The sequence below is a fragment of the Gemmatimonadaceae bacterium genome (assembly GCA_019637445.1).
Lineage (GTDB): Bacteria > Gemmatimonadota > Gemmatimonadetes > Gemmatimonadales > Gemmatimonadaceae > Pseudogemmatithrix.
Genome location: JAHBVS010000001.1, coordinates 675063 through 701129, shown reverse-complemented (window position 1 = coordinate 701129; position 26067 = coordinate 675063). Strand labels below are relative to the sequence as shown.

Below are 26067 nucleotides of genomic sequence, written 5' to 3'. Positions count from 1 at the left end.
GATATTCCCCACAAGGAATAAGGTACCCCTTGATGGTATAGGTGCCCCGGTTTCGCGATGCTCCAAGCAGTCAGTCACCGGGAGCAGAGATGAAACACATCGTCATCCTTGGCGCAGGTACGGCCGGCACCGTCATGGCGAACCGCCTCGTGCGCGCCCTCCGTCGCGACATCCAGCGGGGCGAGACCTTCATCACGGTGGTGGACCCGGAGCCCCAGCATATCTACCAGCCGGGCCTGCTGTTCATCCCCTTCGGCGCCTACACCCGCGACGACGTGCTGCGGCCACGGCCGTCCACGCTGCCGACTGAGGTGCACTACATCGAAGGTGCCATCGAGAAACTCGACGCTGAGCACGACACCGTGACGCTCGAGACCGGCAAGGTCATTTCCTACGACCTCTGCATCGTCGCGACGGGCACGAAGATCGCGCCCGAGGAGACCGAAGGCATGCTCGGCGACGGCTGGCGCGACAAGGTCTTCGACTTCTATACGCTCGAGGGCGCGGAAGCCCTGGCCAAGGCACTGAACATCTTCGAGCGCGGCAAGCTGGTCATCAACGTGGTCGAGATGCCGATCAAGTGCCCCGTGGCGCCGCTGGAGTTTGCGTTCCTGGCGGACGCCTTCTTCACGGACCGCGGCATCCGCGACCGCGTGGACATCACGTACGTGACACCGTTGGACGCGGCCTTCACCAAGCCGCAGTGCAACAAGACGCTTGGGTACCTCCTGGCGGAGAAGGGCATCACGCTCGAGACCGAGTTCAACACTGGGCGCGTGGAGGGCGCCGAAGGCGAACTCGTGTCGTGGGACGAGCGCCGGATCCCGTTCGACCTCTTGGTGACAATCCCGGTGCACAAGGGGGCGGACTTCGTCGGGAGGTCGCCCGGGCTTGGCGACGCGATGGACTTCGTACACACCAACCCGCGCACGCTGCAGGCGGACGTGAAGCCCAACGTCTTCGCCCTCGGCGACGCGACCAACGTGCCGACGTCGAAGGCCGGATCGGTGGCGCACTTCGAGGCCGAGGTGCTCGAGCGCAACGTACTGCGCTACCTGCGCGGCGAGGCGCTGGAGCCCGAGTTCGACGGCCACGCGAACTGCTTCATCGAGACCGGCCACGACAAGGCGCTGCTGATCGACTTCAACTACGAGACCGAACCGCTGCCGGGCCACTTCCCCTTCGCCTGGGGCCCGATGCCCCTGCTCAAGGAGAGCCGGCTCGCCCACCTCGGCAAGCTCGCATTCCGCCACGTGTACTGGAACGCGCTGCTGCCCGGCCGCGACTTCCCCGGCATCCCCGCGCAGATGAAGCGCAGCGGAAAGGTCTTTCCCACCGAACCTGTCGCACTCTAAGAGGAGGCTCGTATGGCCACGCTCAATGCAGTCGCCCGCAACGCCGAGGGCTTCCTCGAGAAGGTCGAGGACTGGGATCGCGGACTCGCCCTCGAGATCGCCCGCGAGAACGGCATCCCGGAGCTCACCGACCGTCACTGGCTGGTCGTGAACTTCATGCGCGACACCTACATCAAGACGGGCAGCGCCCCGACCATCCGCTCGCTGGGCAAGGAGAGCGGCGTGGCGATCAAGGAGCTCTACACGCTCTTCCCCAAGGGCCCGGCCAAGCTGGCCGCCAAGATCGGCGGCATCCCAAAGCCCAAGGGCTGCATCTAACCGGCGAGGACGACTTCCATGACACTCCCATTCACGCAGGACATGGGCGCGGGCGCCGCGGTCGCGCAGCCGCAGCCGATCACGAAGGTCTCGATCATCGTCTCCAAGGGGTCGTTGGAGGGGATCTATCCCGCGCTGATCATGGCGAATGGCGCACGGATGGAGGGCATCGAGGCGAACGTCTTCTTCACCTTCTTCGGCATGGACGCCATCAACAAGGAGCGCCACGACGCGATCAAGGTCGCCACCGTGGGCAACCCGGGCCTGCACCTGGCCACCTGGCTGGGCGGCGTGCCAGGCATGTCGGCGCTGGTCACGAAGCAGATGATGAAGTCGATGGACAAGCTCGACATCCCGCCCATCCCGGAGTTCATCGAGATGATTGCCGACTCGGGCGCGAAGCTCTACGCCTGCAAGGCCAGCGTGGACATGTTCGAGCTGGAGAGGGACGACTTCATCCCGCAGGTGGAGGAGATCATCACCGTGGGCGAGTTCTACGAACTCGCGGCCGGCGGGCAGATCATCTTCACTTGAGCGGATCCAGCGTCATCGTGCCGATGGGCTTGGCACCGGGGTCCTGCATCCGGCGGTGGTAGTCGATCTGGCCGAGGTGGTACGCGAAGTGCGCCGCGAAGTGGAGCAGGGCGCGGCCGGTGCTCAGCTGCACGGTCGCGATGACGGCGGGGAACGGTGCCGTGAGGCGCGCCGCGGGGAGGGCGCGCAGCGCGGCATCGACTTCTGCGTGTGCGGCGCGCAGTTCTGCGGCCACCGCCGCACGCGGGAGCACCGTACCCGAGAACTCCGCCTCGCGGTCGCGCACGTAGCCGTTGCCGCCCAGCAGGTTGCCCACGAAGTGCCGCATATTGCCTGCGAGGTGTCTGGCCAGGGTGCCTCCGCTGTTCGTGAGCCCGGGGATTTTGGCCCAGAGCGACTCCTCGCTTGGGTAGGCCTCGACTTCGCGGGTGGCGGCGTCGATGTCGCGGAGCAGGACCAGTCGGATGTCGTCGAGCGTCATGGGGAGCACTCCAGGGCGAGGTGGCAGCGCCCTCCGTTGCGTGGGCGGTGCAGCGCTACGATGGGCCCTCGGAGCGCCTCGCGGCAAGTGTCCTGCAACCCTTCTGCCTACGTATCGTACTGAACGGTATGCGACCCTCACTTTCAGTCCTCGCGCTGGCTCTTGCCTGCGCCGCGCGAAGCTTGGCGCAATCTCCGGCGGCAGGCTCGGACCCTGCTGCCTCGCTTGTTGCTGCTGATCGCGCCTTGGGTGCCGCCGCGCCCAGCCGCACAATGTTGCAGGCGCTCGCGGCCGCCTTCGCTGAGGACGTCACGATGCCTGACGGTCCGCGCGGCTTTGCGGATGGCCGCAGCGCCGTCCTGGCGGCCCTGGGCCGCGACACGCTGGCGGCGACCTCGCGCCTTCGGTGGGCGCCAGCGCGCGCCGCCGTTTCCGGCGACGGGAGCCACGGTTTCACGATGGGCTTCATGGAGATCCAGCGCGCAGACGGGTCGCGCGTGCCACTGCGGTACCTCGCGTACTGGATTCGCGGCGCGGAGGGTTGGCAAATGCGCGTCTTCCGTCGCGCGCCGCGCGGGGAGGGTGCGGTCGATACCGCCTATGCGGGCTCTCTGCAGGGGCCGGCCACCGGCGGCATCGTCCCGGCCCCAGCGTTGGAAGAGCGTCGCGCCGAACTGGCCGCCACGGAGCGCGCCTTCAGCGACTCGTCGCAGACGATCGGGCTCGGGGAGGCCTTCGCCCTGTTCGGGCATCCGCAGGCCTGGCACCTCAATGGGCCGGCGGGTCCGGACCTGGTGCGCGGGCGTGAAGCCGTCGTGCGCTCCGTGTCGACGGGCGTGCCGCCGGGCACCAGCCCCTTCGTTTGGGGCGCCGACCGCACGCTCGTCGCGCCGAGCGGCGACTTCGGCGTGAATCTCGGCGTCATCCTGCGGGCGGAGGCCCGTGGGCTGCCTGGATTTCCGTTCTTCACGGTGTGGATGCGGGGTCGCGACGGCCGCTGGCTCTACATCGCGGAATAGAACTTCGGCCCGGCGCGGCCGCAGCGACTGCTCGACGTGCCTCGGCAGGCGGACAGAGCTGCCTCGCGCGGCTACATTCCCTGCGATGGCTCCCGCAGCGATTGCCCTCCCTGACGACAGCGCCGGCAGACGCCGACTGAAGATTGCCTTTGTCGGTACGCACGGCGTGGGCAAGACCACGCTGTGCTTCGACCTCGCGGCGACGCTCAAGCGCTTCGACTTCGGCGTGGACCTGGTGAAGGAGGTCGCGCGGCGCTGTCCGTTGCCGATCAACGAAGGTACGACCTACGACGCGCAGGCGTGGATCCTGCACACGCAGATCGCCGAGGAGATCGCCGCGCAGTCGCAGTACGAGGTCGTGGTCTGCGACCGCTCGGTGCTCGACAACTATGCGTACTTGGTCGCCAAGGTCGGACGCCGACCGGAGCTCGACGCCCTCGTGGCCGACTGGATCCGTGGCTACGACGCGCTATTTAAGGTGCCGGTGATCCAGGCGCCGAGCTTTGACGGCACGCGGGCGGTCAGCCGTGCGTTTCAGTTGCAGATCGACGAGACCATCGACGCCCTGGTGCGCGACTTCGCGGTGCCGGTCGTCGCCCTCGATCCCCGCGATCGCGATGGTTGGGTGCCAGCCGTGCTGCAGGCCCTGGAGCTGCCCCTCAGCCCGCCGCAGATCGAGCTCTTCGGCTAGGCCTGCCGCGAGATCGCGATGCGGCTCGGCTGCTTGTACTGCGAGAGCCGCGTCCCGCACCAGGCCTTCACGGCATCCTCGGTGAGGTCGTCACTCATCGCGACGATCTCCAGCGCGATCTCGTGCTCCCGCGTGGCGTCCGGAACCGCGACGACGCGGGCGGTCAAGACGCCGGGCAGGCCCGACAAGGCGCCCTCGATCTCGGCTGGATAGATGTTGAAGCCGTTGCGCGTGAACATCGGCTTGTAGAGACCACGGAACTCCACGCGTCCGTCCTCGCGCAACTGCCCGCGGTCACCGCTGTGCAGCCACCCGTCGCGGGTGCGCAGGCCGGCACTGTTTGCACGCGCCGTCGCAGGGACGGGGCGCATCGAGCCCACCGGGCCGACTTCACCGACGTATCCACGAAACACCGTGTCCCCAGCCACGCAGATCTCGCCCTCGTTCCCGACGGGGCATTCGGCACCGGACTCCGGCTCGCGGATGCTGACGCGCAGGCCCGGGAACGGCAGCCCGAGCGCGCCGTGCACGTTCTCGTGCTGCACGGCGTTGAACAGCGCCACGGGTGAGGCCTCCGTAAGCCCGTAGCCCTGCCGCAGCTCCACGCCGGTCGCGGCCAACCATCGCTCCTGCAGGCCGACGGACAGCGGCGCGCCCCCGCAGATACACAGCCGCAGGGCCTGGGCATCGAAGCGGCCTCCGCGGCGCTCGATGGCCGCCAACATCCCTGCGAACACCGACGGAACGCCGACGATCTCCGTGATGCCCTCGCGCTCCACGGTGTCGACGGCGGTCAGTGCGTTGAACCGCGGCATCGTGGTGACGCGCGCGGCGGCAAACAGCGGCGCCATCAACGACACGGTGAGCCCGAACAGGTGCGAGAACGGCAGCACGGCCAACAGGTGATCGTCCGGCGACTGTGCCGCCGCCTGTACCGTCTGCCGCGCGTTGGTGATCAGGTTGCGGTGCGTGAGCACCGCGCCCAGCGGTCGGCCCTGCATGGCGCTTGTGTAGACGATGGCGCACTCCTCGTCGCGGCCGGGGGAGTCGGCGTCGCCCTCGAGGTCGAGTCCGAAGTGCGAGCCGAGGTCGAGTCGCAGCGGCGATGGGTCGTCGGCCCGCGAGAGGAAGGTTGCGCCTCGCGGGGCCTCGTCCAGCAGCACCCGTGGCAGACCGGCTGCCAGCTTGTGCTGGAGGGACGCAATCGTGAAGACGGCACCCACCGACGCGTCGAGCGCCTGATGTCCGACCTCGAACGGGCTGGCCAGTGGATTCACCAGCACGCTGCCGCGGCCGTCGCTGGCGGCGAGGGCCGTGAGGAACTGTGGGCAGGTCGGCAGGAGGATCGCCGCGCGCTTCCCGGCGAGGGCACGCACCAGCGCCGGGCAGCGCTGCAACAGCGTGAAGCCTGCTGCAACAAGTGCCGCCGCGGGCTGTCCGTCGATGCTGCCGCCGCCAGCGGCGGCACGGAGTGGGAGGAGGTCCATGCTTTGGGCAGAAGGTGGGAGGACGAAGGCCGAAGGACGAAGGCCGAAGGACGAACACACACGTCGGGCTGCGGTCGAGGTGCTGCTTCAACGTGAGCGGCGGCGGTCCATCCTTTATCCTTCGTCCTCCATCCTCCATCTTAGTTGAATGTCCGATCCCCGCTTGATGATCAGTGTGTCCGGTATCCGTGGTCGCGTCGGCCATGGATTGACGCCGGAAGTCGTCGCCCGCTATGCCGCCGCGTTTGGCGCCTGGGCCGTTGCCGGGGCCCGCGCGCAGGGTGGCAAACCGGCGGTAGTGCTCGGACGCGACTCGCGGGTCACCGGACCGATGTTCCACTCGGTGACGCGCGCGGCGCTGGAGTCCGTAGGCGCCGACGTCATCGACATCGGACTGACCACGACCCCCACGCTGCAACTGGCGGTGGAGCACCATCACGCCGCTGGCGGGCTGGGCATCACGGCCAGCCACAACCCGATCGAATGGAACGCGCTCAAGTTCATCGGACCTGATGGGCTCTTCCTGAGCGCTGAGCAGGGACGCGAGATGCGCGCGCTGGTGGATGCGGGCATCCCCTACGCCACCTGGGACCGGCTCGGTGTCGCGCACTTCGACAACGACGCCATCGCTCGCCACCTGGACGCCGTGCTGGCGCTGCCGTTCATCGACGTCGCGGGAATCCGTGCGCGGAAGTTCACGGTCGCCTACGACGCCTGCCGCGGGGCGGGTGGCGCGGTGATTCCGCGCCTGCTGGAGTTGCTCGGCTGCGAGGTCCACGCCATCGAACTTGAAAGCGATGGCCGCTTCCCGCGCCCGCCCGAGCCTGTTGCCGAGAACCTGGGCGCGCTCGAGGCCCTGGTACGTCAGACCGGAGCGGCGATCGGCTTCGCCACCGACCCGGATGTCGACCGCCTCGCATTGGTGGCCGACGACGGCCGGGCGATCGGCGAGGACTACACGCTGGCGTTGGCGACACGTGTCGTGCTGCGACACCGCCAGGGTCCCGTGGTGACGAACCTGTCCACCAGCCGCATCGTCGACGACATGGCCGCTGAGGGCGGGGCGGCGGTGCAGCGGGCGCCGGTGGGAGAGGTGAACGTGGCCTTGGCGATGCGCGCGGCAGGCGCCGTCATCGGCGGCGAGGGGAACGGCGGGGTCATCCTACCCGAACTGCACCTCGGCCGCGACGCCCCGCTGGGCGTGGCACTGCTCTTGCAACTTCTTCACGAGGATGGGGACTCCCTGTCCAAGATTGTGTCACGCTTCCCGCGTTACGCCATCATCAAGGACAAGCTCGACCGTCCGGACCAGCCGCTGGACGCCGTGTATGCGGCGCTACGGTCTGCCTTTCCCGACGCCGAGGCCGACACGCAGGACGGCCTTCGGTTGGCGTGGGCGGACCGTTGGGTGCATATCCGACCCAGCGGAACCGAACCGATTGTCCGCGTGATTGCTGAGGCACCGACAGCGGACGGTGCCAAGGCCCTCGTGGACCGGGGTCGCGAGCTGTTGGCGCAGTTGGCATAGGGGACGAAGGCCCGCTTCATCCTTACGACTTACAACTCACTACTTACCACTGCCTTTATGTGCGGTATCGTCGGCTACATCGGCCCCAAGCAGGCCCTTCCGTTCCTCATTGAGGGGTTGAAGCGCCTCGAGTACCGCGGCTACGACTCCGCCGGCGTCGCGCTCTTCGACGGCGAGGGGTTGGAAACCCGCCGCGCGGCCGGCAAGATCGCCAAGCTCGAAGGCGCGCTCTCTGCCAACCCGGTGACCGGCAAGGTCGGCATCGCGCATACGCGATGGGCCACGCACGGTCCGCCGACGGAGCGCAACGCGCATCCGCACCTCTCCACGGACGAGACCGTGGCCGTGGTGCACAACGGCATCATCGAGAACTCGAACGTGCTGCGGCAGCAGCTGATCAAGCTGGGCCACACCTTCCGCTCGGACACGGACACCGAAACCCTCGCCCATCTGGTGCAGGAGCTCTTCGCGGGCTCGCTCGAAGAGGCCGTGGCGGCGACGCTGCGCCAGGTCGAGGGCACGTTTGGCATCGCGGTGGTCTCCAGCAAGGATCCCGAGAAAATCGTCGCGGCGCGCAAGGGCAGCCCGCTGCTGGTCGGCGTCGGCGAGGGCGAGTACTTCCTCGCCTCCGACGCCTCGGCCATCCTCGCGCACACGCGGCAGGTGGTCTACCTCGACGACGGCGACCTCGCGGTGCTTACGCCGACGGGCTACAAGGTGATGGACATCAACCACACGCCGGTGCGCCGGTCGGTGGAGCACATCGAGTGGGACCTGGCCGCCATCGAGCGCGGCGGTTTCGACCACTTCATGCTGAAGGAGATCTTCGAGCAGCCGCAGACCATCGAGAACACGATGCGCGGCCGCCTCGTGCTCGAGGACGGGACGTCGAAGCTCGGCGGCATCAACATGAGCCACGACGACCTGATGAACATCGACCAGGTCGTCATCACGGCCTGCGGCACCAGCTGGCACTCGGCGCTCATCGGCGAGATGCTGATCGAAGACTTCGCGCGCATCCCCACCGAGGTGGAGTACGCGTCGGAGTACCGGTATCGCAACCCGATCGTGTCGAGCCGCACGCTCTGCATCGTCATCTCGCAGTCGGGCGAGACGGCGGACACGCTGGCGGCGATGCGCGAGGCCAAGCGCCGCGGCGCCAAGACGCTCGGCTTCGTCAACGTGGTCGGTTCGACGATTGCCCGCGAGGACGACGGTGGCGTGTACCTGCACGCGGGTCCGGAGATCGGCGTGGCGTCCACCAAGGCGTTCACCAGCCAGGTGATTGCGCTGGCACTGCTCGCGCTCAAGCTGGGCCGCAAGCGCACGGTGAGCGTTATGCGCGGCAAGAGCTTCGCGCAGGCGATGCACGCGCTGCCGGCCCAGGTGCAGGGCATCCTCGACCGCGCAGCGGAGATCGAGAAGATCGCCGAGCAATACAAGGACGCGAAGAACTTCCTGTACCTGGGTCGTGGCTACAACTTCCCGACCGCTCTTGAGGGCGCGCTCAAGCTCAAGGAGATCAGCTATATCCACGCCGAGGGGTATCCGGCCGCGGAGATGAAGCACGGTCCGATTGCGCTGATCGACGAGAACATGCCGGTGGTGTTCATCGCGCCGCACGATGCGGTGTTCGAGAAGGTGGTCTCGAACATCCAGGAGGTGAAGGCGCGCCACGGCAAGACAATCGTCATCACGAGTCGCGACGAGCCGGCGCTGGCTGGTTTGATTGACCACGAGATCCGCGTTCCCGAGACGCTCGACGCGCTGACGCCGATTCTGGCTTCTGTGCCGTTGCAGCTGCTGGCGTACTACATCGCGGTGAAGCGTGGGGCCAATGTGGACCAGCCGCGCAATCTGGCCAAGTCGGTGACGGTGGAGTAACGGCAACGGCTTTGCCACAGAGTCGGTGACGATCAAGTAACGGCAACGGCTTTGCCACAGAGACACAGAGACACAGAGGTGTCGGTGCGCTGAGTCGCCTCTGTGTCGATCCCAAGGGCAGCTTCTCAGGGGGCTCGGCGGACGGATCTGTCCGCCGGTCCCCTTTCAAGTGCAGTTGAAGAAGGCGCACGGCCTTTGGGCCTCGTAGATGTCCTCTGTGTCTCTGTGCCTCTGTGGCAATGCAGTTCCATCCGAATTCCGAGCCAGGATGAACCGCACGCGAATCGTGGCTACCTTACGAGGCTGACGGAAGGCAAGACTGATCTCCTCAAAGCCACGGACTGAGATGATGCTGCGTCGAATTGCCGCCCTCTGCGCGCTCGCTGCACTCCCGCTCGCTGCCCAGCAGGGCGCGCGGCAGGCCACCCTCACGACCGCCGAGCGCTTCGACCGCGCGTATTTCGCCTGGGATGCGGGGCGCTACGACGAGGCGCTCGTGGACCTCAAGGCGGTCTTGGCCGCGTCTGATGCCGATGCCTGGCAAGATCGCGTCGCCGAGCTCACGGGCGAGATCTATCAGACCGTCGAGGTCGCCAAGGACGCCCGCACGCCGGTGTGGTCGGCGGACGGACGGCATCTCGCGTACGCGACCGGCACCGGCGCCGCCGCCAAGATCGTCGTCGTGCGCAACGAGGCTGGGTTCCCCGTCGCGACCGAAGGGACAGGCGTCAACGTCAGCTTCGCTCCCGACGGACGCTCCGTGGCTTGGCTCTATCGCTCGGCCGCCGGCCGGCCCGCCATTCGGTGGGTGCCACTCGGTGGCGGCGAGGCGCAGGATATCCCACTCGACGCGGCCTCGGCGAGTTCGCTCACGCTGTTGGGAACGGCACCGCTGCGCGTGGCCCTGATCGTCGGCGACGAGAACGCCTCCAAAATCATCGTGCGAGACCTCACCGGCAACGACGGCACCTGGCGTGAAGTCGCGGTGGCTGGTCGCAACCCCATCCAGATTCTGTCGTCGCCGAACGGTCGGCGTGCGCTGGTGACGCTTGGAGAGCGCAGCGCCTTCGCGCGCTTCGTGCCCGGCTTCGCCGGCGGCGCGCGCAGCGACAGCTTTGCCGAGTTCACGCCGACAGGTCTCGGCGCGGCGATGGGTGGCGTGAGCCCTGTGTGGGCGCGCAGCAGTTCGGCATTCGCGTGGATTGAGAACGGTGGCGAAGTGGCCCGTGTGCGCGTGAAGCGCGACGGCGAGCCCACGACCGCGGCGACGCTCGAGGGTGCGTTCATGAATCCCGCGTTGTCGCCCGACGGCCGCACCGTCGTCTTCGGCCAGATGCCGCGCGAGGACTGGGAGCTGTTCGCCGTGCCCGCCGACGGCAGCGAGTCACCGCGACGCCTCACGCACGAGATCCAGCACGACCTCTTCCCGCAGTTCATCTCCGACGAGCGCCTGCTCGGCGTCATCGGCGAGGGTCGACATCGCCGCTCGTACCTGTACGACCTGAGTACCGGCGACCGGACGCGGCTCTTCCACAACAACACCGTGCGCACCGTCGCGCCGGAGTACGAGTGGGAGGTGAGTCCGGACGGGTCCCGCGTCGCCATCGTCTCCGAGCGCGACGGCGACACCGTGACGCCGCATCGCCATCTCTACGTGACGGACCTCGGCACCAAGGTGCCGCGCACGCAGCTGGTGGCGCGGGTGGACTCGATGCTGGGCGCCGAGCGGGCGTTGCGCGAGAACGGACGCCGTGCATTCGCGCCGATCGCCGAGCAGGTGCGCGCCGCGGTAGCCGAGGTGAGCACCGGCCGCATCTATTCGTACGAGAAGGCGCTGTTCGAATTCGACTCCAAGCACATCACCCAGCCCGGCAACTGGAAGGCCACCGACTGGTTGCTTGCGCAGTACCAGAGCTTCGGGCTGGATGCGCATCTCCAGCGCTTCACCACGCTGCAGGGCGGGGAGATCCCGGTCGCGAATGTCGTGGCGACGGTGAAGGGCACGGTGAACCCTGAGCTGATCTATGTGGTCGGCGCGCACTTCGACTCGCGTGCCGAGGGCCCCGGTGCCGACGACAACACGTCTGGCACGGCGATGATCCTCGAGGCGGCGCGCGTGTTGGCCAAGCGCCCGCTGCCCGCCACGGTGATGTTCGTGGCCTTCACCGGCGAGGAATCCGGCCTCCGCGGCGCCCGCGAGTTCGGCCGCCGGATGAAGGACTCGATCCACGTGGTCGGTGCGCTGAACAACGACATGATGGGCTGGTCCAACGATTCGCGGATGGACAACACCATCCGCTACTCGAACACGGGGATCCGCGACATCCAGCACGCCGCGGCCATCCAGTTCTCCGAGCTCATCACCTACGACGCCTTCTACTACAAGAGCACGGACGCCCACGCGCTCTACGACGCCTGGGGCGACATCGTCGGCGGCATCGGCTCGTACCCGATCCTCGGCAACCCGCACTACCACCAGGTGCACGACGTCCTGGAAACGATCAACCATCGCCAGTTGGCCGAGACGTCGAAGACGACGATCGCGACCATCATGCTGCTGGCGTCGAGCCCGTCGCGGCTCGTCGGACTCACGGCCGCCGGCAAGACGGCGACCTGGGAGCGGGCGGTGGAGAAGGAGATCACCGGCTACATCGTGCGCTACGGTCCCGCGTCGAACCCGATGCAGTACACGTCGCGCGTCACCAACCCGCGCATCACGCTCAACTCGCTGCAGCCGGGCTGGCACATCGCGGTGAAGGCGGTGAACGCGAAGGGGATGGAGGGCTGGGACTGGGCGCGGGCGGTTGTGCAATGAGGGGACTGCCCGCCGGCCTCCCTCCTGCATCCTAGAGAATGCGCGTCCTGCTTCAACGCGTCTCCCGTGCCGAGGTCCGCGTCGATTCCCGCGTCACGGGGAAGATCGACACGGGCTTCTGCCTGCTCGTGGGCTTCACACACACGGATTCGGAGGAGCAGTGCGTGTGGATGGCCGACAAGGTGGCGGGGTTGCGCCTCTTTGCCGACGACGAGGGCAAGATGAACCGCGGGCTGGACAACGTGGACGGAGCCGTGCTCGTGGTCAGCCAGTTCACGCTCTACGGCGACGCAGCCAAGGGACGTCGGCCGAGCTTCATCGACGCGGCGCGCCCGGAGGTCGCCATCCCGCTCTATGAGCGCTTCGTTGGCCTGCTGCGCGAGCGCGGCCTGCGCGTGGAGACTGGCGAGTTCGGCGCGATGATGGACGTCGAACTCGTGAACGATGGCCCCGTCACGCTGTGGCTCGAGAAGTGAGCGGCCTGCACGTCATCCTGGCCTCGCAGTCGCCGCGTCGGCGCGAGCTGCTCTCGCTGATCGGCATCACGCACGCCGTGATGCCGGCGGACATCAACGAGGATGTCCGTGCGGGCGAGGAGGCCGACGCCTACACGGAGCGTCTGGCGCGAGAGAAGGCGTTGGTGATTGCCGGCCGTGAACCGGAGGCCGTGGTCATTGCTGCGGACACTACGGTCGTCGTGGACGGCGACATCCTCGGCAAACCGCTCGACGCGGCGGACGCACGGGCGATGATCCGGCGGCTCTCCGGCCGCGAGCATACGGTGATGACCGGGATCGCGGTGGCGCGCGGCGCCGCGGTGCACAGCGCCGTCGAGGCGGTGCGCGTCACCTTCCGTCCGCTCACGGACAGCGAGATCGCCGAGTACGTGGCCACGGGCGAGCCGATGGACAAGGCGGGCGCCTACGGCATCCAGGGCTACGGCGCGACCATCGTCGAGCGAGTGGACGGCGACTACTTCAGCGTGATGGGGCTGGGCCTGCGGAGGCTCGTGGCGCTGCTCGAGCGCCACGGCATCCACTATCGCTTCTCCGACGGACTGTCCGCCGAGCCGCCGCGCTAGTCGGCGCGCATCGAGACCATCGGGTCCACGGTACTTGCGCGCCGGGCCGGCAAGAACGCCGCCAACATCGCAACGGCCAGCAGCATCAGCGACATCACCACGAACACTGCAGGATCCAGCGCCGAGACGCCGAAGAGGATGGAGCGCATCGCCCGGGTCGAGAGCAAGGCGGCCACGATGCCGAGTCCGACGCCGGCAAGCACGATCCGCGTACCCTGGCCGACCACCATGCGCTGCACGGCGCCGGCGGTCGCACCCAGCGCCATCCGCACACCGATCTCGCGCGTACGCTCTGCCACGACGTACGAGAGCACGCCATAGAGGCCCACTGCGCCGAGCACCAACGCCAGCGTGGACACGACGAGCAACGTGAGCATCGTGAAGCGCAACTGCACCATCGCCCGCTGCGAGAGGAACTCCATCGTGTACTCGCGATAGACCGGCGCCTCCGGCGCGATCTGCCGCACCAGGTCCCGGATTTCCCGCGTCAGCGAGGCGGCGCGCGGCGACTTCACCACGTAGGCCGGCGAGCCCATCGCCCAGAACTCAGGGGTCGGTCCCGTCAGCGGGTGGTACACGATTGCCTCACCCTCGTCGCGCCAGTCGCTCTGCTTCACATCCTCGACCACGCCGACCACTTGGTAGATGTGCGGCTGGCCCGGACGCCGCAGGCGTTGGTCAATCGGGTCCTGCCCAGGCCAGAGGCGCTCTGCTGCCGACTGGCTGATGATCACGCTGGTATTCGGCGTGACCGCCTCGCTGGTCGTGAAGTTGCGGCCCCGCAGCATCGAGATGCCCATTGTCTCGAAGTAATCGCCGCCCGCGAAGTTGCGGTCGAGCAAGGTGCCGGCGTCCTCGGCGGACATCCCCTCGGTCTGGTAGCGCACCGTGCCGGTGCCTTCGTCGAGCGGGATGTTGTTCACCACGCCAACCATCTCCACGCCGGGCAGGACGCGGATGCGATCCATGAAGTCGAGATGCAGCGCTCCCCAGGTCGGGCCGTCGATCAACTGCGGCTGCTCCGGCGCGAACTGGAAGGTGTAGAGGTCTTTCGTCTCGTATCCGGGGTCCACGCTGCGCAGTTGCTGGAAGCTGCGCACGAGCAGCGCCGAGCCGATGAGCAACACCAACGCCAGCGCTGTTTGGCCGACCACGAGCGCGTCACGCCCCCAATGCCGGCGGCCGGTGCCGGTGCGACCACCCTCTCGCAATCGCTGCAGGTCAGGCTTGCTCGCGCGGTAGGCGGGAATCAGGCTGCACAACGCCGCCGCCACGGCGACCAGGCCAAGGGCGGCCAAGATCACCGTACCGTCAAGCTGGACGCCGGAGAGGCGCGGAATGCCATCCGGGGCCGAGCGCAGCAACAGCGGCATCGTGACGGCGCTGATCCCGACGGCGAGCACCCCCGCCAACACTGCCACAACCACGCCTTCCGAGAGCTGCAGCCCAACCAGTTCGCCGCGGGCGGCGCCGAGCGCACGCCGCACGGCGAGGTCACGTTGCCGCCCCTCCACGCGCACGAGGAAGAGATTCGTCACGTTGGCGCAGGCAATCAGCAGCACGATGCCCACCGCGCCCAGCAGGACCCAGAGTGAGGTGCGTACATTCGGATCGACAATGACTTCGAGCGCCGGTGTGACGACCGCGCGATGCGCGGCGATCATCCGCGCATAGTTCGGCGATCCGCCGAAGCGTTCGGGCAGCTCCTTGGAGATCGTGGTGAGCTCCGTGGCCAACTGCTCCGTCGTGACGCCGGGCTTGAGGCTCGCGATGATCGGGACGCCAAGGTTGCCGGGCCGCACGTCGGCGGGTCGGAAGTTGCTGACCACCCAGAGCAGCGCGCCGTCGTCCGGGAAGATGAAGTCGCGCGGCATCACGCCGATTACCTGCCGCATCGCGCCGGCCGTGAAGAACGTGCGCCCGACGATGTTCGGGTCCCGCCCAAACCACTCGGCCCAGAGCCGGTCGCTGATGAGGATCACGCTCTCGTCGGACTCGGTCGGAACCCGCCCCAGTTGCGGAGAAACGCGCAACGCCTGCCACATATCCCAGGACGGGAAGGCCATCTCGATGCGTTCGACGCGGTCGTCGGTGCGGAACGTCGACGTGCCGCCACCGAAGGCGAAGATGCCGTCGATAAGCTGTGACCGCTCCTTGTAGTGCAGGTAGAAGTCCACGCCGAGGGCGAAGCGCTCAGGCAGGTCCATACCGGGCGCGCTGCCCTGCAGCACCACGAGGCGTTCGGAGTCCGGGTAGGGCAGCGGTTTGAGCATCACCGCGTTCACCACACTGAACATCCCCACGGCCGCGCCGATGGCGAGGGCCAGGGTACCGACGGTGGTGGCGAGGAATCCGGGGTTCCGACGCAGGCTGCGCCAGGCGACAAACAGGTCAGCGATCCAGCGATTGGGCACGACGCAGTCCTCCCCTTGGGGGTTGCGCGTGAGACAACGACAACCGCGGATTGGTTGCCTATCCCGGTGCCGTACGGGGACACGGCCCTACGGTTTCACGCCTCAGTGCGCGTCGGCCTGCGGCAGTGTCTCGAGCGGGCGTCCACCGCGCGCGTGCACGGCGGACATCGGGCTGGCGTCGATGGTGCGCCAGACGTTGAGCACGAAACATCCCGCCGCGACGGCTGAGGTCAGCCCGCCGACGGCCAGCAGAGCTGGTGCAGCGGCAAACGCGTGGGCGCGCAGCACGAAGCCCAATGCGAGCGCGGCGAGCCCGACCTGCGCCGCAAAGAACTGCACTTCGGCGAGACGCCGATGCACCAACGGCTGCCCGAAGAAGCGAGGGATCACGTGCAGCGCGACGCCGTAGATCATCTGCGTGACGAATCCGAGCAAGGCCATGTGCAGGTGCGCGGTGCGGTATCGCAGCAGGGCCGGCTCCAGGGCCATGGCAACCGCGAGCAGCACGGCGCTGCTGAACCAGACAAGGCTGGCCTTCAGGAAGGAGCGGACGAACCAGTCCATCTTGAGGATGAAGGATGAAGGATGGAGGATGAACGAGAGCGGCGGAGCCTAGGCCACCAACAGGCGCGTGAGTGCCCGTGGCTTGGCCACCAGGTCGGCGAGCGTGTAGCGATCGAGCACCGCGAAGAAGGCTTGTAGGGCCTCGTCCAGTGCCGGTGCCAGCGCGCACGCAGGCGCGATCGGACACTGGTTGGTCGCGGGATCGAAGCACTCGACCAGGTTGAGATTGTCCTCGGTCGCCCGAACGACGGCCCCGACGTTGATGTCCTGCGCCTGCTGCGCGAGCCGTACGCCGCCCTCGCGGCCGCGGATGGTCTCCACGTACCCCAACTGTGCGAGGCGCGCCACCACCTTGGCGAGGTGGTCCTGGCTCATCCCCATGCGTCGGGCGATGTCGGTGATCCGGGCCGGCCCCTCGTCGCGGTGGATGCCGAGGTAGATGAGGGCGCGCAGGGCATTGTCGGTGTGGCGGGTGAGTCGCACGCGGTCGCCGTGTCGGGGGTTTGCCTGACAGAGGTTCCGGAAAATCCGGACTGGATGAAAGATGCAAGTAATATGCATCTTTTAGCCGTCCGAGGCAAGTCCCCGGATCGGCCGGCCCGTCGCCGGAGCACCCCCATTGGTTGTGAGGTCGGTATGCCTCTGTTCTCTCGTTCACGCCTGATCGCCGGCGCCCTGCTCCTCGGAGCGGTCGGCTTCGGGTACGCCTGCGCGGGCCGCAGCACGGCTTCGCTCGCCGGCAGCGGCGCCAACGCCCAGCGCGTCTACGTGGCCCCCGGCGCGTACGACGAGCTCTACGGTTTCTTCTCCGGCGGATTCAATGGACAGGTCGGGGTCTATGGCCTGCCCTCCGGCCGGCTCCTCCGGCTCATCCCGGTGTTCTCGCAGCACGCGGAGAACGGCTGGGGCTATTCCGAGGAGACGAAGCCGATGCTCGAAACGTCCTACGGCTTCATTCCCTGGGACGACCTGCACCACACCGCGCTCAGCCAGACCAACGGTGAGGACGACGGCCGCTGGCTCTTCGTGAACGGCAACAACACGCCACGCGTGGCGCGCATCGACCTCACGACCTTCGAGACCTCCGAGATCCTCGAGATCCCGAACGCGGCCGGCAACCACGCCTCGCCCTTCGTCACCGAGAACTCGGAGTACATCGTCTCCTCCACGCGCTTCAGCATTCCGGTGCCGAACCGCGACGTGCCGATCGACGAGTACAAGCGCTTCTTCAAGGGTCAGATCTCGTTCATCACGGCCAACCAGCCGGGCAAGATGGACATCGCCTTCCAACTGATTGTCCCGGGCTTCAACTACGACCTCGCCCGCGCCGGCAAGGGCCCATCGGCCGGCTGGATGTTCTTCTCCAGCTACAACTCCGAACAGGCCAACACGCTGCTCGAGGTGAACGCCTCGCAGAACGACAAGGACTACATCGCCGCGGTGAACTACCGCACGGCCGAGGCCTGCGCCCGTTCGGGCAAGGGTTCGCGCGCCACCGTGGACTATCGCCACAACTTCATGGACGAGTTCACCCGGTCCGCGCACTCTGAGCGCAAGACCAGCGTCCTGCAGATCACGCCGGCCCAGTGTCCGGGCGTGATGTACTTCATGCCGACCCCGAAGTCCCCGCACGGCGCCGACGTGGATCCCACCGGTGAGTTCATCGTCGCCGGCGGCAAACTGGCGGCGACGATTCCCGTGCACAGCGCGGTGAAGATGCTCGACGCCATCAAGAACAAGGAGTTCGAAGGCGAGCTCGAGGGCATTCCCGTGCTGAAGTACGAGGCCACGATTGCCGGCGAGGTGCAGGAGCCGGGTCTCGGCCCCCTCCACACGGAGTTCGACGGCAAGGGCTACGCCTACACGTCGATGTTCCTCTCCTCCGAGATCGTGAAGTGGAAGCTCGGCACCTGGGAGGTCGTGGACCGTGCGCCGACCTACTACGCGGTGGGCCACCTGATGATTCCGGGCGGCGGCACACGGAAGCCCTACGGCCGCTACGCGGTGGCGATGAACAAGATCACGAAGGACCGCTATCTCCCGACCGGACCGGAACTCGCCCACTCGGCGCAGCTCTACGACATCTCCGGCGAGCGGATGCAGCTGCTGCTCGACTTCCCGACCATCGGCGAGCCGCACTACGCCAACGCCATCGACGCGAACCTCGTGCGCGAGCGGCAGAAGCGCTTCTATGCACTGGCCGAGAACCGGCACCCGCAGGCGGTGCGCGCCGAGCGCGAGACGGGCGTCGAGCGCCGTGGCAAGGTCGTGCACGTGCGAATGAGCTCGATCCGCTCCCACTTCGCGCCGGACAACATCGAAGGCGTCGTGGTCGGAGACACGGTGCTCTTCCACGTCACCAACCTGGAGCAGGACTGGGACGTCCCGCACGGCTTTGCCATCCTCGGCGCACGGAACGCCGAACTGTTGGTGATGCCGGGTGAGACGAAGACGCTGCGCTGGGTGCCGGAGAAGCCCGGGGTCTATCCCTTCTACTGCACCGACTTCTGCTCGGCGCTGCACCAGGAGATGCAGGGATACCTGCGCGTGTCGCCGGCAGGCACGACCATCGCGCTGACGGGCACGATCAACCGCAAGCGCGCGTCGGCGGGAGGGCAGTGAGATGACGTCCCGGGCCCGTTGGTTCGTGCTGGCGGCCGTCGCGCTGCTCGCCACGGCGTATGTGCTCCCGCTCTGGCGCGTGGACTTGATCGCGCCGCAGTACCCCGAGGGGCTCGGGATGTACATCCGCGTCGACGGGGTCGAGGGCCTGAAGCCCAACGACCTCAATTCGATCAACAACCTCAACCACTACATCGGAATGAAGGCCATCGTCCCCGAGGCCATCCCAGAGCTGCGTTGGATGCCCTGGATCCTCGCGGGACTGATGGCCGGCGGGCTCGCTGTTGCCGCATTGGGACGGCGAGCGCCGCTGCTGGTTTGGAGCAGCGCTTTCGGCCTGCTGATGGTCGCCGGCCTCTATGACTACTGGCGCTGGGGCTACGACTACGGGCACGACCTGGACCACGAGAACGCCATCCTGAAGATCCCGGGGATGACGTACCAGCCGCCGCTCATCGGCTCGAAGAAGCTGCTGAACTTCCACGCCACGTCCTGGCCCAGCGGTGCTGGCGTGGCCTGGGCAATCGCGGCGGGGCTGGTCGGCTTCGCGGTGCTGGACTCGAGACGGCGCGGAGCGGCCGCCCTCGTGGCTGCGGCGACGCTCAGTGTGGGCTGCGCGGCGCCCGGTCCGCGCGCGATCGTCGCCGGACAAGACGCCTGCCACTACTGCCGGATGGAGATCAGCGATGCGCGGTTTGGCACGCAGGTAATCCTCGGCACTGGCAAGACCTACGTATTCGATTCGGTCGAATGCCTGGCGGGCTTCCTGCGCACCAGCCCCGGATCGGCCATAGCCTCCACGTGGGTGACCGATCCATCGACTGGCGACTGGGTGCCGGCCGACGAGGCGGGCTACCTGCTCGACAGCTCCCTGCGCAGTGCGATGGGGCGCGTGGTGGCGTTCGCGACGCCAGCCGATGCGGCTGCGGCGGTGTCGCGCTTCGGCGGCTCGCCGGTGTCCTGGCAGGCGGTGCTGACCGACTCGGCTGGAATCGTCGCGCACGGCGCGACGGTGGCGGCGGGGGCGCACTGAGATGCGGTGCGCGGCGCGCTCGTTGGCGGCGATCGCAGGGCTGGTCGCGTCGGCGGCGATTCTGACGGCACAGGAAGCCGCCGTCCTGCACGTCGGACCGGGCCAGCGATACGCGCGCATCACGGATGCGGTCGCCGCGGCGAGACGTGGGGATACGGTTCGCATCGCGCCCGGGACATATCGCGAGCCCACAATCGTCGTGGCGGTGCCGGATGTCGCGCTCGTGGCGGCGCCGGGCGCGGTGCTCGACGGTGAGGGCCAGCGCGGCCTACTCGTGCTGGCGGCGCCACGGGTCCGCGTCCAGGGGCTCAGCTTCCGCAACACGGGCATCACCCATATGGAAGACCGCGCCGCGCTGCGTGCGGTGGAAGCCGACGGTTGCGCCATCGTCGGCAACCGCTTCGATGATGCCCTCTTCGCCATCTACCTCCAGCAAAGCGCCGACTGCACCGTGCGCGACAACACGATTCGCGGCGGTGGGCGTGGCGAGTCCACCAATGGCAACGGCATCCACCTCTGGCATTCGCCCAATGCGCAGGTCCTGCACAATCGCATCACGGGCCAGCGGGACGGGATTTACTTCGAGTTCTCCGACGGCGCGGTGGCGGTGGCCAACGAGAGTGTCGGGAACGTGCGCTACGGGCTGCACTTCATGTTCTCCAGCCACTGCCGCTACGAGCGCAACCGGTTCGTCGACAACGGGGCCGGCGTCGCCGTGATGTACAGCAAGCATTTGACGATGACGGACAACCGCTTTGAGCGTTCCTCAGGCAGCGCGTCCTACGGCCTGCTCCTCAAGGAGATCACCGACGGCTCGCTCAGAGGCAACACCTTCGCCGACAATGCAACCGGCCTGTTCCTTGAAGGCGCGTCACGGCTCGACATCCGCGGCAACACATTCCGCGCGAACGGCTGGGCGGTGCGGCTGATGGCCGACGCGCTCGACAATCGCTTCGAGAGGAATCAGTTCCACGCCAACGCCTTCGACGTGGCCACCAACAGTCGCACCGTGCGCAGCACCTTCGAGGGCAACTGGTGGGACGAGTACCGTGGCTACGACCTCGATCGCGACGGCCATGGCGACGTGCCGTTCCGGCCCGTGCGCCTGTTCGCGCTCATCGTCGAGAAGCATCCCGAATCCCTGCTGTTGCTCCGCGCGCCGGTTACCGTGGTGCTCGATGCCGCGGAACGCGTGTTCCCCGTGCTCACCCCGGCGCTTGCCGATGCACGTCCACTGATGAGGCCTCCCCAATGATCGCGGTCGATGGACTTCGAAAAGCCTACGGTACGCGCCGCGTGCTCGATGGCGTGTCGCTGGCCTTGGTGCCGGGCCGCATCACGGCCCTCGTGGGTCCCAATGGATCCGGCAAGACGACGTTGATCAAGTGCATCCTCGGGCTCGCGCGCGGCGACGCCGGCCGCATGACACTCGACGGCGAGCTCGCCGACACCGACGGTCGCTACCGCGGCCGCATCGGCTACGCCCCGCAGGCCCCGCACTTTCCGCCGAACCTCGCCGTCGGTGAGGTCTTTGCGATGCTTCGCGCCCTTCGCCCCTCCGCGCCGACCGACGAGTCCCTGCTCGACGCCTTCGGCTTGCGCGCCGAGTGGGAGACGCCGGTGGGGACGCTCTCGGGCGGCTGGCGGCAGAAGGTGAGTCTCGCCGCCGCCTGGCTCTTTCGTCCTGAGGTCTTGGTGCTCGACGAGCCGACGGCGGGATTGGATCCCATCGCGGCTGGCCTGTTCAAGCACGCGGTGCGCGAGGCGCGTGCCGCTGGGCGCACGATCCTCATCACCTCGCACATCCTGAGCGAACTCGAGGAGTTGGCGGACGACGTGGCCTTCCTGACGGACGGCGCGTTGCGCTTCGCCGGTCCGGTCCCGCGCTTGCTGGAGCAGACGGGAATGCGCCGTCTCGAACCGGCGGTCGCGGCACTGTTGCGTGGGCTGCGGGTGGAACGCGGAGGTGCCGCGTGAATGCGACCGTCCTCGTCCTGCGCGCGGGCATCCGCGACCTTGCGCGCAATCGTTGGCTACTCGCCTACGGGCTCGGGCTCGCCGCCGTCGCCGAACTTCTGTTCGTGTTCGGTGGGGCGGGGAACCAGGTCGTGCTCTCGCTGCTGAATGCGACGCTGCTGCTCGTGCCGTTGGTGGCCCTGGTCTTCGGCACGATGCACGTCTACGCCTCACGCGAGTTCATCGAACTGTTGCTGGCGCAGCCACTGCCACGTGCGGCGGTGTTCACCGGCCTCTACCTCGGGCTCAGCCTTCCGCTGGCGGCGGCGTTTCTGCTGGGCGTGGGTGTCCCGCTGATGTTGCACGGCGCGGCGGCCGAGGCGCCTGCTGCAGCGCTCGTAGCCCTCGCACTCAGCGGGACCGTGTTGACGATCGCCTTCTCCGCGCTGGCGATGGCCATCGCACTCGGCAGCGACGATCGGTTGCGGGGAATGGCGCTTGCGCTCGGGGCCTGGTTCCTCTGCACGATCGGCTACGACGGGGCCGTCCTGGGTGTCGTGGCCGTGCTGGGTGACTGGCCGCTGGAGCGCACGCTGCTGGCGCTGATGCTGGGCAACCCGGTGGATGTCGCGCGAGTGCTGGTGCTCACCGGCCTCGATACGGCCGCGATGCTCGGCTACACCGGCGCGCTCTTCCGTCGCGCGTTCTCCGGTGCGACCGGACCCGTCCTGGCCTCGACCGTCCTCCTACTCTGGGCGACGCTGCCCATCCTGCTCGCCCGCCGACGCTTTGTGCGTCGCGACTTCTGACGATTATCCGACACTTTTCCGAGGACCCATCACCATGCGCCCGCAGCTCCTACTCCCTCTCTTGGCCATTGCCGTCGCCTGCGGCGGGGATGCCCCGGCGTCCGACGTGCCGGCAAGCGGCACTGCCCGCCCGCTCGCGCAGGCCTCCGGCCCAAACCTTGACCCCGCCGCCATCACGCCCGCGATGGTCGCGCTCGGCGACTCGATCTTCCACGGAAAGGTCGGTGCATCCTCGTGCCAGGCCTGCCACGGCATCGGCGGCAAGGATGGCGCCGCCGCGCCGAATCTCACGGACAGCGAGTGGCTGCACTCGGACGGCTCGCTTGAAGGCATCTTCAAGACCATCAAGAGCGGGGTGATGTCCCCGAAGCAGTTCACGTCCGTGATGCCGCCGTACGGCGGCGTGATGCTGCCGGAGGATCGCACGCTGGCGGTGGCCGCGTACGTGTACCGGTTGAGCCACCCATAGCCCTCGGCGGTACCTCACGCAGGGTCGGGAGCAACGGACGCCGCGCAGCGAGATTCGCCGCGCGGCGTCTGGCTACTTGGCCGGCCCGCCCCGATACTGCTTGTCGTTGTACATCTTGAACTGCCGATAGACCTTGGGCACCACGCGTCCGCTGATGACGTCGCCCATCAGCTGCGTGAGCTCCGCCGCGAGGTCGTCGCGCTGCTCCTTCATCACGGCGACCTTGGCCCGGCACTGTTCCCGGAACGCCTCGTCGCGGTCCCTGCGGTCGGCCTGTTCCTGCATGTGGTAGATCTTGAGCTCGATGATGCTGAGCTTGTCGGCCAGCCAGCCCACCGTCTCAGCCACGCTTCACCTCGGCGGCGATCTCGCGCACGCGTTCGTCGATGCGCTCGATGCAGTCGTTGCGGCGCTGGTTCAGCTTGTCTACGTTCCGCTTCGCCGCGGCGACCTGATGGTCGTCCTCGACGCGCGCCTTGTCCTCCTCGTGCCACAACTCGATGTTCGTCTGCGCCAGTTGGGCAATCAGGCTGCCGATGCTCGCGTCCACTGCCGTGCTCCGATCCGGGGTGCTGGGTGAGGCGGCGGGCGCCTCGTTGACCCGCGAAATCTAATCCCTCCCCGACGCCTCCGGCCGTGCCTGAGTTCCCGCGCTCGATCTGCATCGTGATGCTCACTGCCGTGGGCGATGCGGTGCACGTGTTGCCCGTGGTGACGGCCATCAAGCGGCACTCGCCGGGCACGCGGATCACCTGGATCCTGCAACCCGGCCCCGCCACCCTCGTGCGCGGCCACCCGGACGTGGACGAAGTGTTGGTCTTCGAGCGCAAGCTCGGCTGGCGCGCCTACGCCAAGCTGCGGGAGCAGCTGCGGGGTCGCCGCTTCGACGTGGCGCTGGCAATGCAGCCATACTTTAAGGCGGGCCTCATCACGGCGATGGTGGACGCACCGCGGAAGATCGGCTTCGACCGCCCGCGCTCCCGCGACCTGACGTGGATATTCGCCAACGAGCGGCTGGAGCCGCGCGGCGAACGCCATTTCCAGGACCAGTACCTCGAGTTCGCCGAGGCGCTGGGGGTGGATCCGCAGCCGCTGACCTGGAACCTCGGGCCCTGGCCGGCGGAGCAGCCGCTGCGCGAGGCGTTCGTGGCCAAGCTGGCGAAGCCGGCCGCGAGCATCGTCATCGCCACCAGCAAGCCGGAGAAGGACTGGCCCGCCGAGCGCTGGGCCGAGGTCTGCGACGCGCTGGACGCGGAGTTCGGCCTGCAGCCGGTCTTGGTGGGTGGTACATCCCCGCGCGAGTTGGCGGCGCAGGAGACGATTCTCGCGCGCACAACGTCCACGCCGCTCTCCACGCTCGGCGCGCCACTGCGCGAGCTCGTGTCGATCCTCGACGCCTCCGCCCTGGTGCTCTCGCCCGATACGGGTCCGCTGCACATGGCCGTGGCGCTCAACCGCCCGACGATCGCGCTGATGGGCTACACGAATCCGAAGCGCGTGGGGCCATACCGGCGCTTTCAGGACTTGGTGATCGACGCCTACGGCGATCCGGGTGAGACGTACGAGGTCTCGCGCGTGAACCGTCCGGGCCGTGTGCAGCGGATCACAGTCGAGCAGGTGGTCGAGAAGATCCGCGAGTGGAAGACTCGGTACGCGTAGCACGGCTAGCTGGGGCGATGAACTTCTTTGCCACAGAGGCACAGAGACACAGAGGTGTCGGGATGCCGAGCTGTCCTTCGCGTGCGGGAGCGTAGGACCTCCACGAATCAGCGCTCGCTACCGCGAATGGCGCGCGCAGTTCAAGCACAAGAAGACAGAGAGGCCGCGCCGCTGCCGTGAGCAGCGCGCATCAAACCTCTGTGTCTCTGTGCCTCTGTGGCAAGAACTCGCCACGCCAATCCATCCCTAGGCACCTCGAGCCTTCCACCGCCGCACGCGCTCAAGCACATCGGCGACCGTGATCCGAGACATCCGCCCGCGCCGCCGCTCCCAGATCACTGCATCGGGCGGATCGTCCGGCTCCGCAAAGGCATTCACGACCAGCTCAAGCCCCTGGCCATAGGGTCCGGATCGCTTCGGATCCGCCTGGGCCATCAACGCCACCACGGGCTTGCCGAGCGCCACTGCGATGTGCAATGGCGCCGTGTCCAGCGCCAGCACGAGCGCCGACCCATCCAGGATCCCAACCAGTCCGCGCAGCCCGCCGTGCGCCAGCGCATTGAACGGGCGACTCGCACGAGCGTGGTGCTGGATTGCCGTCGCGGTCTGCTGCTCCCGTCTCGAGGGGCCGCCCACGAGCACGGGCTGCAATCCGAAATCCGTCCAAAGCGCATCGCAGACCTCCGCCCAGCGCTCCGGCATCCAGTCGCGATCGGCGTCGCTGGTTCCGACGACGATCGAGGCGATGGGGCGCTCGAATCGGCCCAGCAACTCGCGTTGCGCCTCCCGCTCATCGTCGCGCACGCCAAGGTTCCAGCGTACGGGTGCCGGCGCCACCCCGAGGTGTGATAGAAACTCGAAGTACTGGTCCTGCACGTGCTGGTAGGCGTGCGCGGGAATGCGATGCGTGGTGAACAGCCAGTTCGCGTCGCGCGCGCGGGCGCGATCGAAGCCGAGCTTCACGGGCGCGCGGGTGAACGACGTGATGATGCCGGCCTTCAGCGAAACCTGCAGGTCGATCACGAGGTCGAATCGTTGCGCCCGCAGTGCACGCCGCAGGTCGGCGTAGGCCTTCCATCCGCTGCCGTACTGGAAGGGGATAAACGCATCCACATCGGGATGCCCGCGCATCAGGGCGGTGGGGCCTGGCTGCAGCACCCAGCTGAGATGCATCGCCGGGTGGTGCCGCTTGAGTGCGGTGATCACCGGCAGCACGTGCACGCTGTCGCCCACGGCGGAGGTCATCACGATGCAGACGCGGTCCATCGGCACCTGAAGGGTCACGGGTGCAGCGCCTCGTCGTCGTGCAGCAACACGGCCGCGCCTCCGTGGCCATCCTCGCGCGGCA

25 protein-coding genes are annotated in these 26067 nt (G+C 67.7%); 17 read left to right on the top strand and 8 right to left on the bottom strand.

Going from position 1 to position 26067, the window contains the following annotated elements:
• The first annotated feature begins 89 nt into the window (after positions 1–89).
• Genes KF709_03310 through KF709_03300 form a run of 3 tightly spaced genes read left to right on the top strand, consistent with a single transcriptional unit; the run spans position 90 to position 2207 of the window.
• A complete protein-coding gene (locus tag KF709_03310) occupies positions 90–1355 on the top strand; it encodes an NAD(P)/FAD-dependent oxidoreductase (GenBank protein ID MBX3173409.1) in 1266 nt (421 codons plus the stop codon).
• Between the two features lie 12 nt (positions 1356–1367).
• A complete protein-coding gene (locus tag KF709_03305) occupies positions 1368–1673 on the top strand; it encodes a TusE/DsrC/DsvC family sulfur relay protein (protein ID MBX3173408.1) in 306 nt (101 codons plus the stop codon).
• An 18-nt stretch (positions 1674–1691) separates the two neighbouring features.
• Positions 1692–2207 carry a DsrE/DsrF/DrsH-like family protein gene (locus KF709_03300; protein MBX3173407.1) on the top strand — a complete coding sequence of 172 codons (516 nt, stop codon included), beginning with the start codon at positions 1692–1694 and terminating at the stop codon, positions 2205–2207.
• Here the strand turns inward: KF709_03300 and KF709_03295 are convergent.
• Positions 2200–2688 (bottom strand): DinB family protein, encoded by a 489-nt coding sequence (locus tag KF709_03295; GenBank protein MBX3173406.1) that lies wholly within the window; start codon positions 2686–2688, stop codon positions 2200–2202. The two genes, KF709_03300 and KF709_03295, sit on opposite strands and share 8 nt — an antisense overlap.
• 272 nt (positions 2689–2960) lie before the next feature.
• On the opposite strand from KF709_03295, the gene KF709_03290 reads away from it, so the two are divergent.
• Together KF709_03290 and KF709_03285 are read left to right on the top strand one after the other, a co-directional pair.
• Entirely contained in the window at positions 2961–3707 is a 747-nt protein-coding gene (locus KF709_03290) for a hypothetical protein (protein MBX3173405.1), read from the top strand.
• An 85-nt stretch (positions 3708–3792) separates the two neighbouring features.
• Positions 3793–4398 (top strand): ATP-binding protein, encoded by a 606-nt coding sequence (locus KF709_03285; GenBank protein MBX3173404.1) that lies wholly within the window; start codon positions 3793–3795, stop codon positions 4396–4398.
• On the opposite strand, the gene KF709_03280 is transcribed toward KF709_03285, so the two are convergent.
• The gene (locus KF709_03280) at positions 4395–5885 is read right to left on the bottom strand and encodes an AMP-binding protein (protein ID MBX3173403.1); all 1491 of its coding nucleotides are present in this window, start codon (positions 5883–5885) and stop codon (positions 4395–4397) included. The genes KF709_03285 and KF709_03280 overlap by 4 nt on opposite strands.
• 148 nt (positions 5886–6033) lie before the next feature.
• Between KF709_03280 and glmM the strand changes: the two genes are divergently transcribed.
• The 5 genes from glmM (at position 6034) to maf (ending at position 13193) form a co-directional block, all read left to right on the top strand.
• Positions 6034–7413 carry a phosphoglucosamine mutase gene (gene glmM / locus KF709_03275; GenBank protein MBX3173402.1) on the top strand — a complete coding sequence of 460 codons (1380 nt, stop codon included), beginning with the start codon at positions 6034–6036 and terminating at the stop codon, positions 7411–7413.
• Positions 7414–7470: 57 nt separating this feature from the next.
• Entirely contained in the window at positions 7471–9297 is a 1827-nt protein-coding gene (gene glmS, locus KF709_03270) for a glutamine--fructose-6-phosphate transaminase (isomerizing) (protein MBX3173401.1), read from the top strand.
• Between the two features lie 349 nt (positions 9298–9646).
• Complete coding sequence (locus KF709_03265) at positions 9647–12112, top strand: M20/M25/M40 family metallo-hydrolase (GenBank protein MBX3173400.1); 2466 nt, start codon at positions 9647–9649, stop codon at positions 12110–12112.
• A 38-nt stretch (positions 12113–12150) separates the two neighbouring features.
• Positions 12151–12588 (top strand): D-tyrosyl-tRNA(Tyr) deacylase, encoded by a 438-nt coding sequence (gene dtd, locus KF709_03260; protein MBX3173399.1) that lies wholly within the window; start codon positions 12151–12153, stop codon positions 12586–12588.
• Positions 12573–13193 carry a septum formation inhibitor Maf gene (gene maf / locus KF709_03255; GenBank protein ID MBX3173398.1) on the top strand — a complete coding sequence of 207 codons (621 nt, stop codon included), beginning with the start codon at positions 12573–12575 and terminating at the stop codon, positions 13191–13193. The genes dtd and maf overlap by 16 nt, the downstream gene beginning before the upstream one ends.
• On the opposite strand, the gene KF709_03250 is transcribed toward maf, so the two are convergent.
• The 3 genes from KF709_03250 to KF709_03240 form a co-directional block, all read right to left on the bottom strand.
• Positions 13190–15607, bottom strand: coding sequence for an ABC transporter permease (locus KF709_03250; GenBank protein MBX3173397.1), 2418 nt, complete (start codon positions 15605–15607; stop codon positions 13190–13192). The two genes, maf and KF709_03250, sit on opposite strands and share 4 nt — an antisense overlap.
• Before the next feature lie 102 nt (positions 15608–15709).
• Entirely contained in the window at positions 15710–16171 is a 462-nt protein-coding gene (locus KF709_03245) for a hypothetical protein (protein ID MBX3173396.1), read from the bottom strand.
• A gap of 48 nt (positions 16172–16219) precedes the next feature.
• A complete protein-coding gene (locus KF709_03240) occupies positions 16220–16654 on the bottom strand; it encodes an Rrf2 family transcriptional regulator (GenBank protein MBX3173395.1) in 435 nt (144 codons plus the stop codon).
• 153 nt (positions 16655–16807) lie between these two features.
• Between KF709_03240 and nosZ the strand changes: the two genes are divergently transcribed.
• The 6 genes from nosZ to KF709_03210 are packed head-to-tail and all read left to right on the top strand — an operon-like array spanning position 16808 to position 23060.
• Positions 16808–18793, top strand: coding sequence for a Sec-dependent nitrous-oxide reductase (gene nosZ, locus KF709_03235; GenBank protein MBX3173394.1), 1986 nt, complete (start codon positions 16808–16810; stop codon positions 18791–18793).
• Between the two features lies 1 nt (position 18794).
• Entirely contained in the window at positions 18795–19826 is a 1032-nt protein-coding gene (locus tag KF709_03230; protein MBX3173393.1) for a nitrous oxide reductase accessory protein NosL, read from the top strand.
• A gap of 22 nt (positions 19827–19848) precedes the next feature.
• The gene (locus tag KF709_03225; GenBank protein ID MBX3173392.1) at positions 19849–21081 is read left to right on the top strand and encodes a nitrous oxide reductase family maturation protein NosD; all 1233 of its coding nucleotides are present in this window, start codon (positions 19849–19851) and stop codon (positions 21079–21081) included.
• Positions 21078–21803, top strand: coding sequence for an ABC transporter ATP-binding protein (locus KF709_03220; protein MBX3173391.1), 726 nt, complete (start codon positions 21078–21080; stop codon positions 21801–21803). Before KF709_03225 ends, KF709_03220 begins: the two co-directional genes overlap by 4 nt.
• Positions 21800–22591: an ABC transporter permease subunit gene (locus tag KF709_03215; protein MBX3173390.1), complete on the top strand. Its 792-nt coding sequence runs from the start codon at positions 21800–21802 to the stop codon at positions 22589–22591. Before KF709_03220 ends, KF709_03215 begins: the two co-directional genes overlap by 4 nt.
• A gap of 34 nt (positions 22592–22625) precedes the next feature.
• The gene (locus KF709_03210) at positions 22626–23060 is read left to right on the top strand and encodes a c-type cytochrome (GenBank protein MBX3173389.1); all 435 of its coding nucleotides are present in this window, start codon (positions 22626–22628) and stop codon (positions 23058–23060) included.
• Positions 23061–23132: 72 nt separating this feature from the next.
• On the opposite strand, the gene KF709_03205 is transcribed toward KF709_03210, so the two are convergent.
• The gene (locus KF709_03205) at positions 23133–23408 is read right to left on the bottom strand and encodes a DUF4254 domain-containing protein (protein MBX3173388.1); all 276 of its coding nucleotides are present in this window, start codon (positions 23406–23408) and stop codon (positions 23133–23135) included.
• Entirely contained in the window at positions 23401–23610 is a 210-nt protein-coding gene (locus KF709_03200; protein MBX3173387.1) for a DUF4254 domain-containing protein, read from the bottom strand. The genes KF709_03205 and KF709_03200 overlap by 8 nt, the downstream gene beginning before the upstream one ends.
• 86 nt (positions 23611–23696) lie before the next feature.
• On the opposite strand from KF709_03200, the gene KF709_03195 reads away from it, so the two are divergent.
• Positions 23697–24719: a glycosyltransferase family 9 protein gene (locus KF709_03195; protein ID MBX3173386.1), complete on the top strand. Its 1023-nt coding sequence runs from the start codon at positions 23697–23699 to the stop codon at positions 24717–24719.
• Positions 24720–24965: 246 nt separating this feature from the next.
• Here KF709_03195 and KF709_03190 read toward each other — a convergent pair whose 3' ends face one another.
• Positions 24966–26003 (bottom strand): glycosyltransferase family 9 protein, encoded by a 1038-nt coding sequence (locus KF709_03190; GenBank protein ID MBX3173385.1) that lies wholly within the window; start codon positions 26001–26003, stop codon positions 24966–24968.
• Positions 26004–26067: the final 64 nt, after the last annotated feature.

Bases quoted from the DNA above. Each gene is read 5' to 3' on its own strand.
- KF709_03285 (MBX3173404.1), top strand. From the start codon at position 3,793: ATGGCTCCCGCAGCGATTGCCCTCCCTGACGACAGCGCCGGCAGACGC.
- KF709_03310 (MBX3173409.1), top strand. From the start codon at position 90: ATGAAACACATCGTCATCCTTGGCGCAGGTACGGCCGGCACCGTCATG.
- nosZ (MBX3173394.1), top strand. From the start codon at position 16,808: ATGCCTCTGTTCTCTCGTTCACGCCTGATCGCCGGCGCCCTGCTCCTC.
- KF709_03290 (MBX3173405.1), top strand. From the start codon at position 2,961: ATGTTGCAGGCGCTCGCGGCCGCCTTCGCTGAGGACGTCACGATGCCT.
- KF709_03300 (MBX3173407.1), top strand. From the start codon at position 1,692: ATGACACTCCCATTCACGCAGGACATGGGCGCGGGCGCCGCGGTCGCG.
- KF709_03295 (MBX3173406.1), bottom strand. From the start codon at position 2,688: ATGACGCTCGACGACATCCGACTGGTCCTGCTCCGCGACATCGACGCC.
- KF709_03280 (MBX3173403.1), bottom strand. From the start codon at position 5,885: ATGGACCTCCTCCCACTCCGTGCCGCCGCTGGCGGCGGCAGCATCGAC.
- glmM (MBX3173402.1), top strand. From the start codon at position 6,034: ATGTCCGATCCCCGCTTGATGATCAGTGTGTCCGGTATCCGTGGTCGC.
- glmS (MBX3173401.1), top strand. From the start codon at position 7,471: ATGTGCGGTATCGTCGGCTACATCGGCCCCAAGCAGGCCCTTCCGTTC.
- KF709_03245 (MBX3173396.1), bottom strand. From the start codon at position 16,171: ATGGACTGGTTCGTCCGCTCCTTCCTGAAGGCCAGCCTTGTCTGGTTC.
- KF709_03220 (MBX3173391.1), top strand. From the start codon at position 21,078: ATGATCGCGGTCGATGGACTTCGAAAAGCCTACGGTACGCGCCGCGTG.
- KF709_03305 (MBX3173408.1), top strand. From the start codon at position 1,368: ATGGCCACGCTCAATGCAGTCGCCCGCAACGCCGAGGGCTTCCTCGAG.
- dtd (MBX3173399.1), top strand. From the start codon at position 12,151: ATGCGCGTCCTGCTTCAACGCGTCTCCCGTGCCGAGGTCCGCGTCGAT.
- KF709_03230 (MBX3173393.1), top strand. From the start codon at position 18,795: ATGACGTCCCGGGCCCGTTGGTTCGTGCTGGCGGCCGTCGCGCTGCTC.
- KF709_03210 (MBX3173389.1), top strand. From the start codon at position 22,626: ATGCGCCCGCAGCTCCTACTCCCTCTCTTGGCCATTGCCGTCGCCTGC.
- KF709_03265 (MBX3173400.1), top strand. From the start codon at position 9,647: ATGCTGCGTCGAATTGCCGCCCTCTGCGCGCTCGCTGCACTCCCGCTC.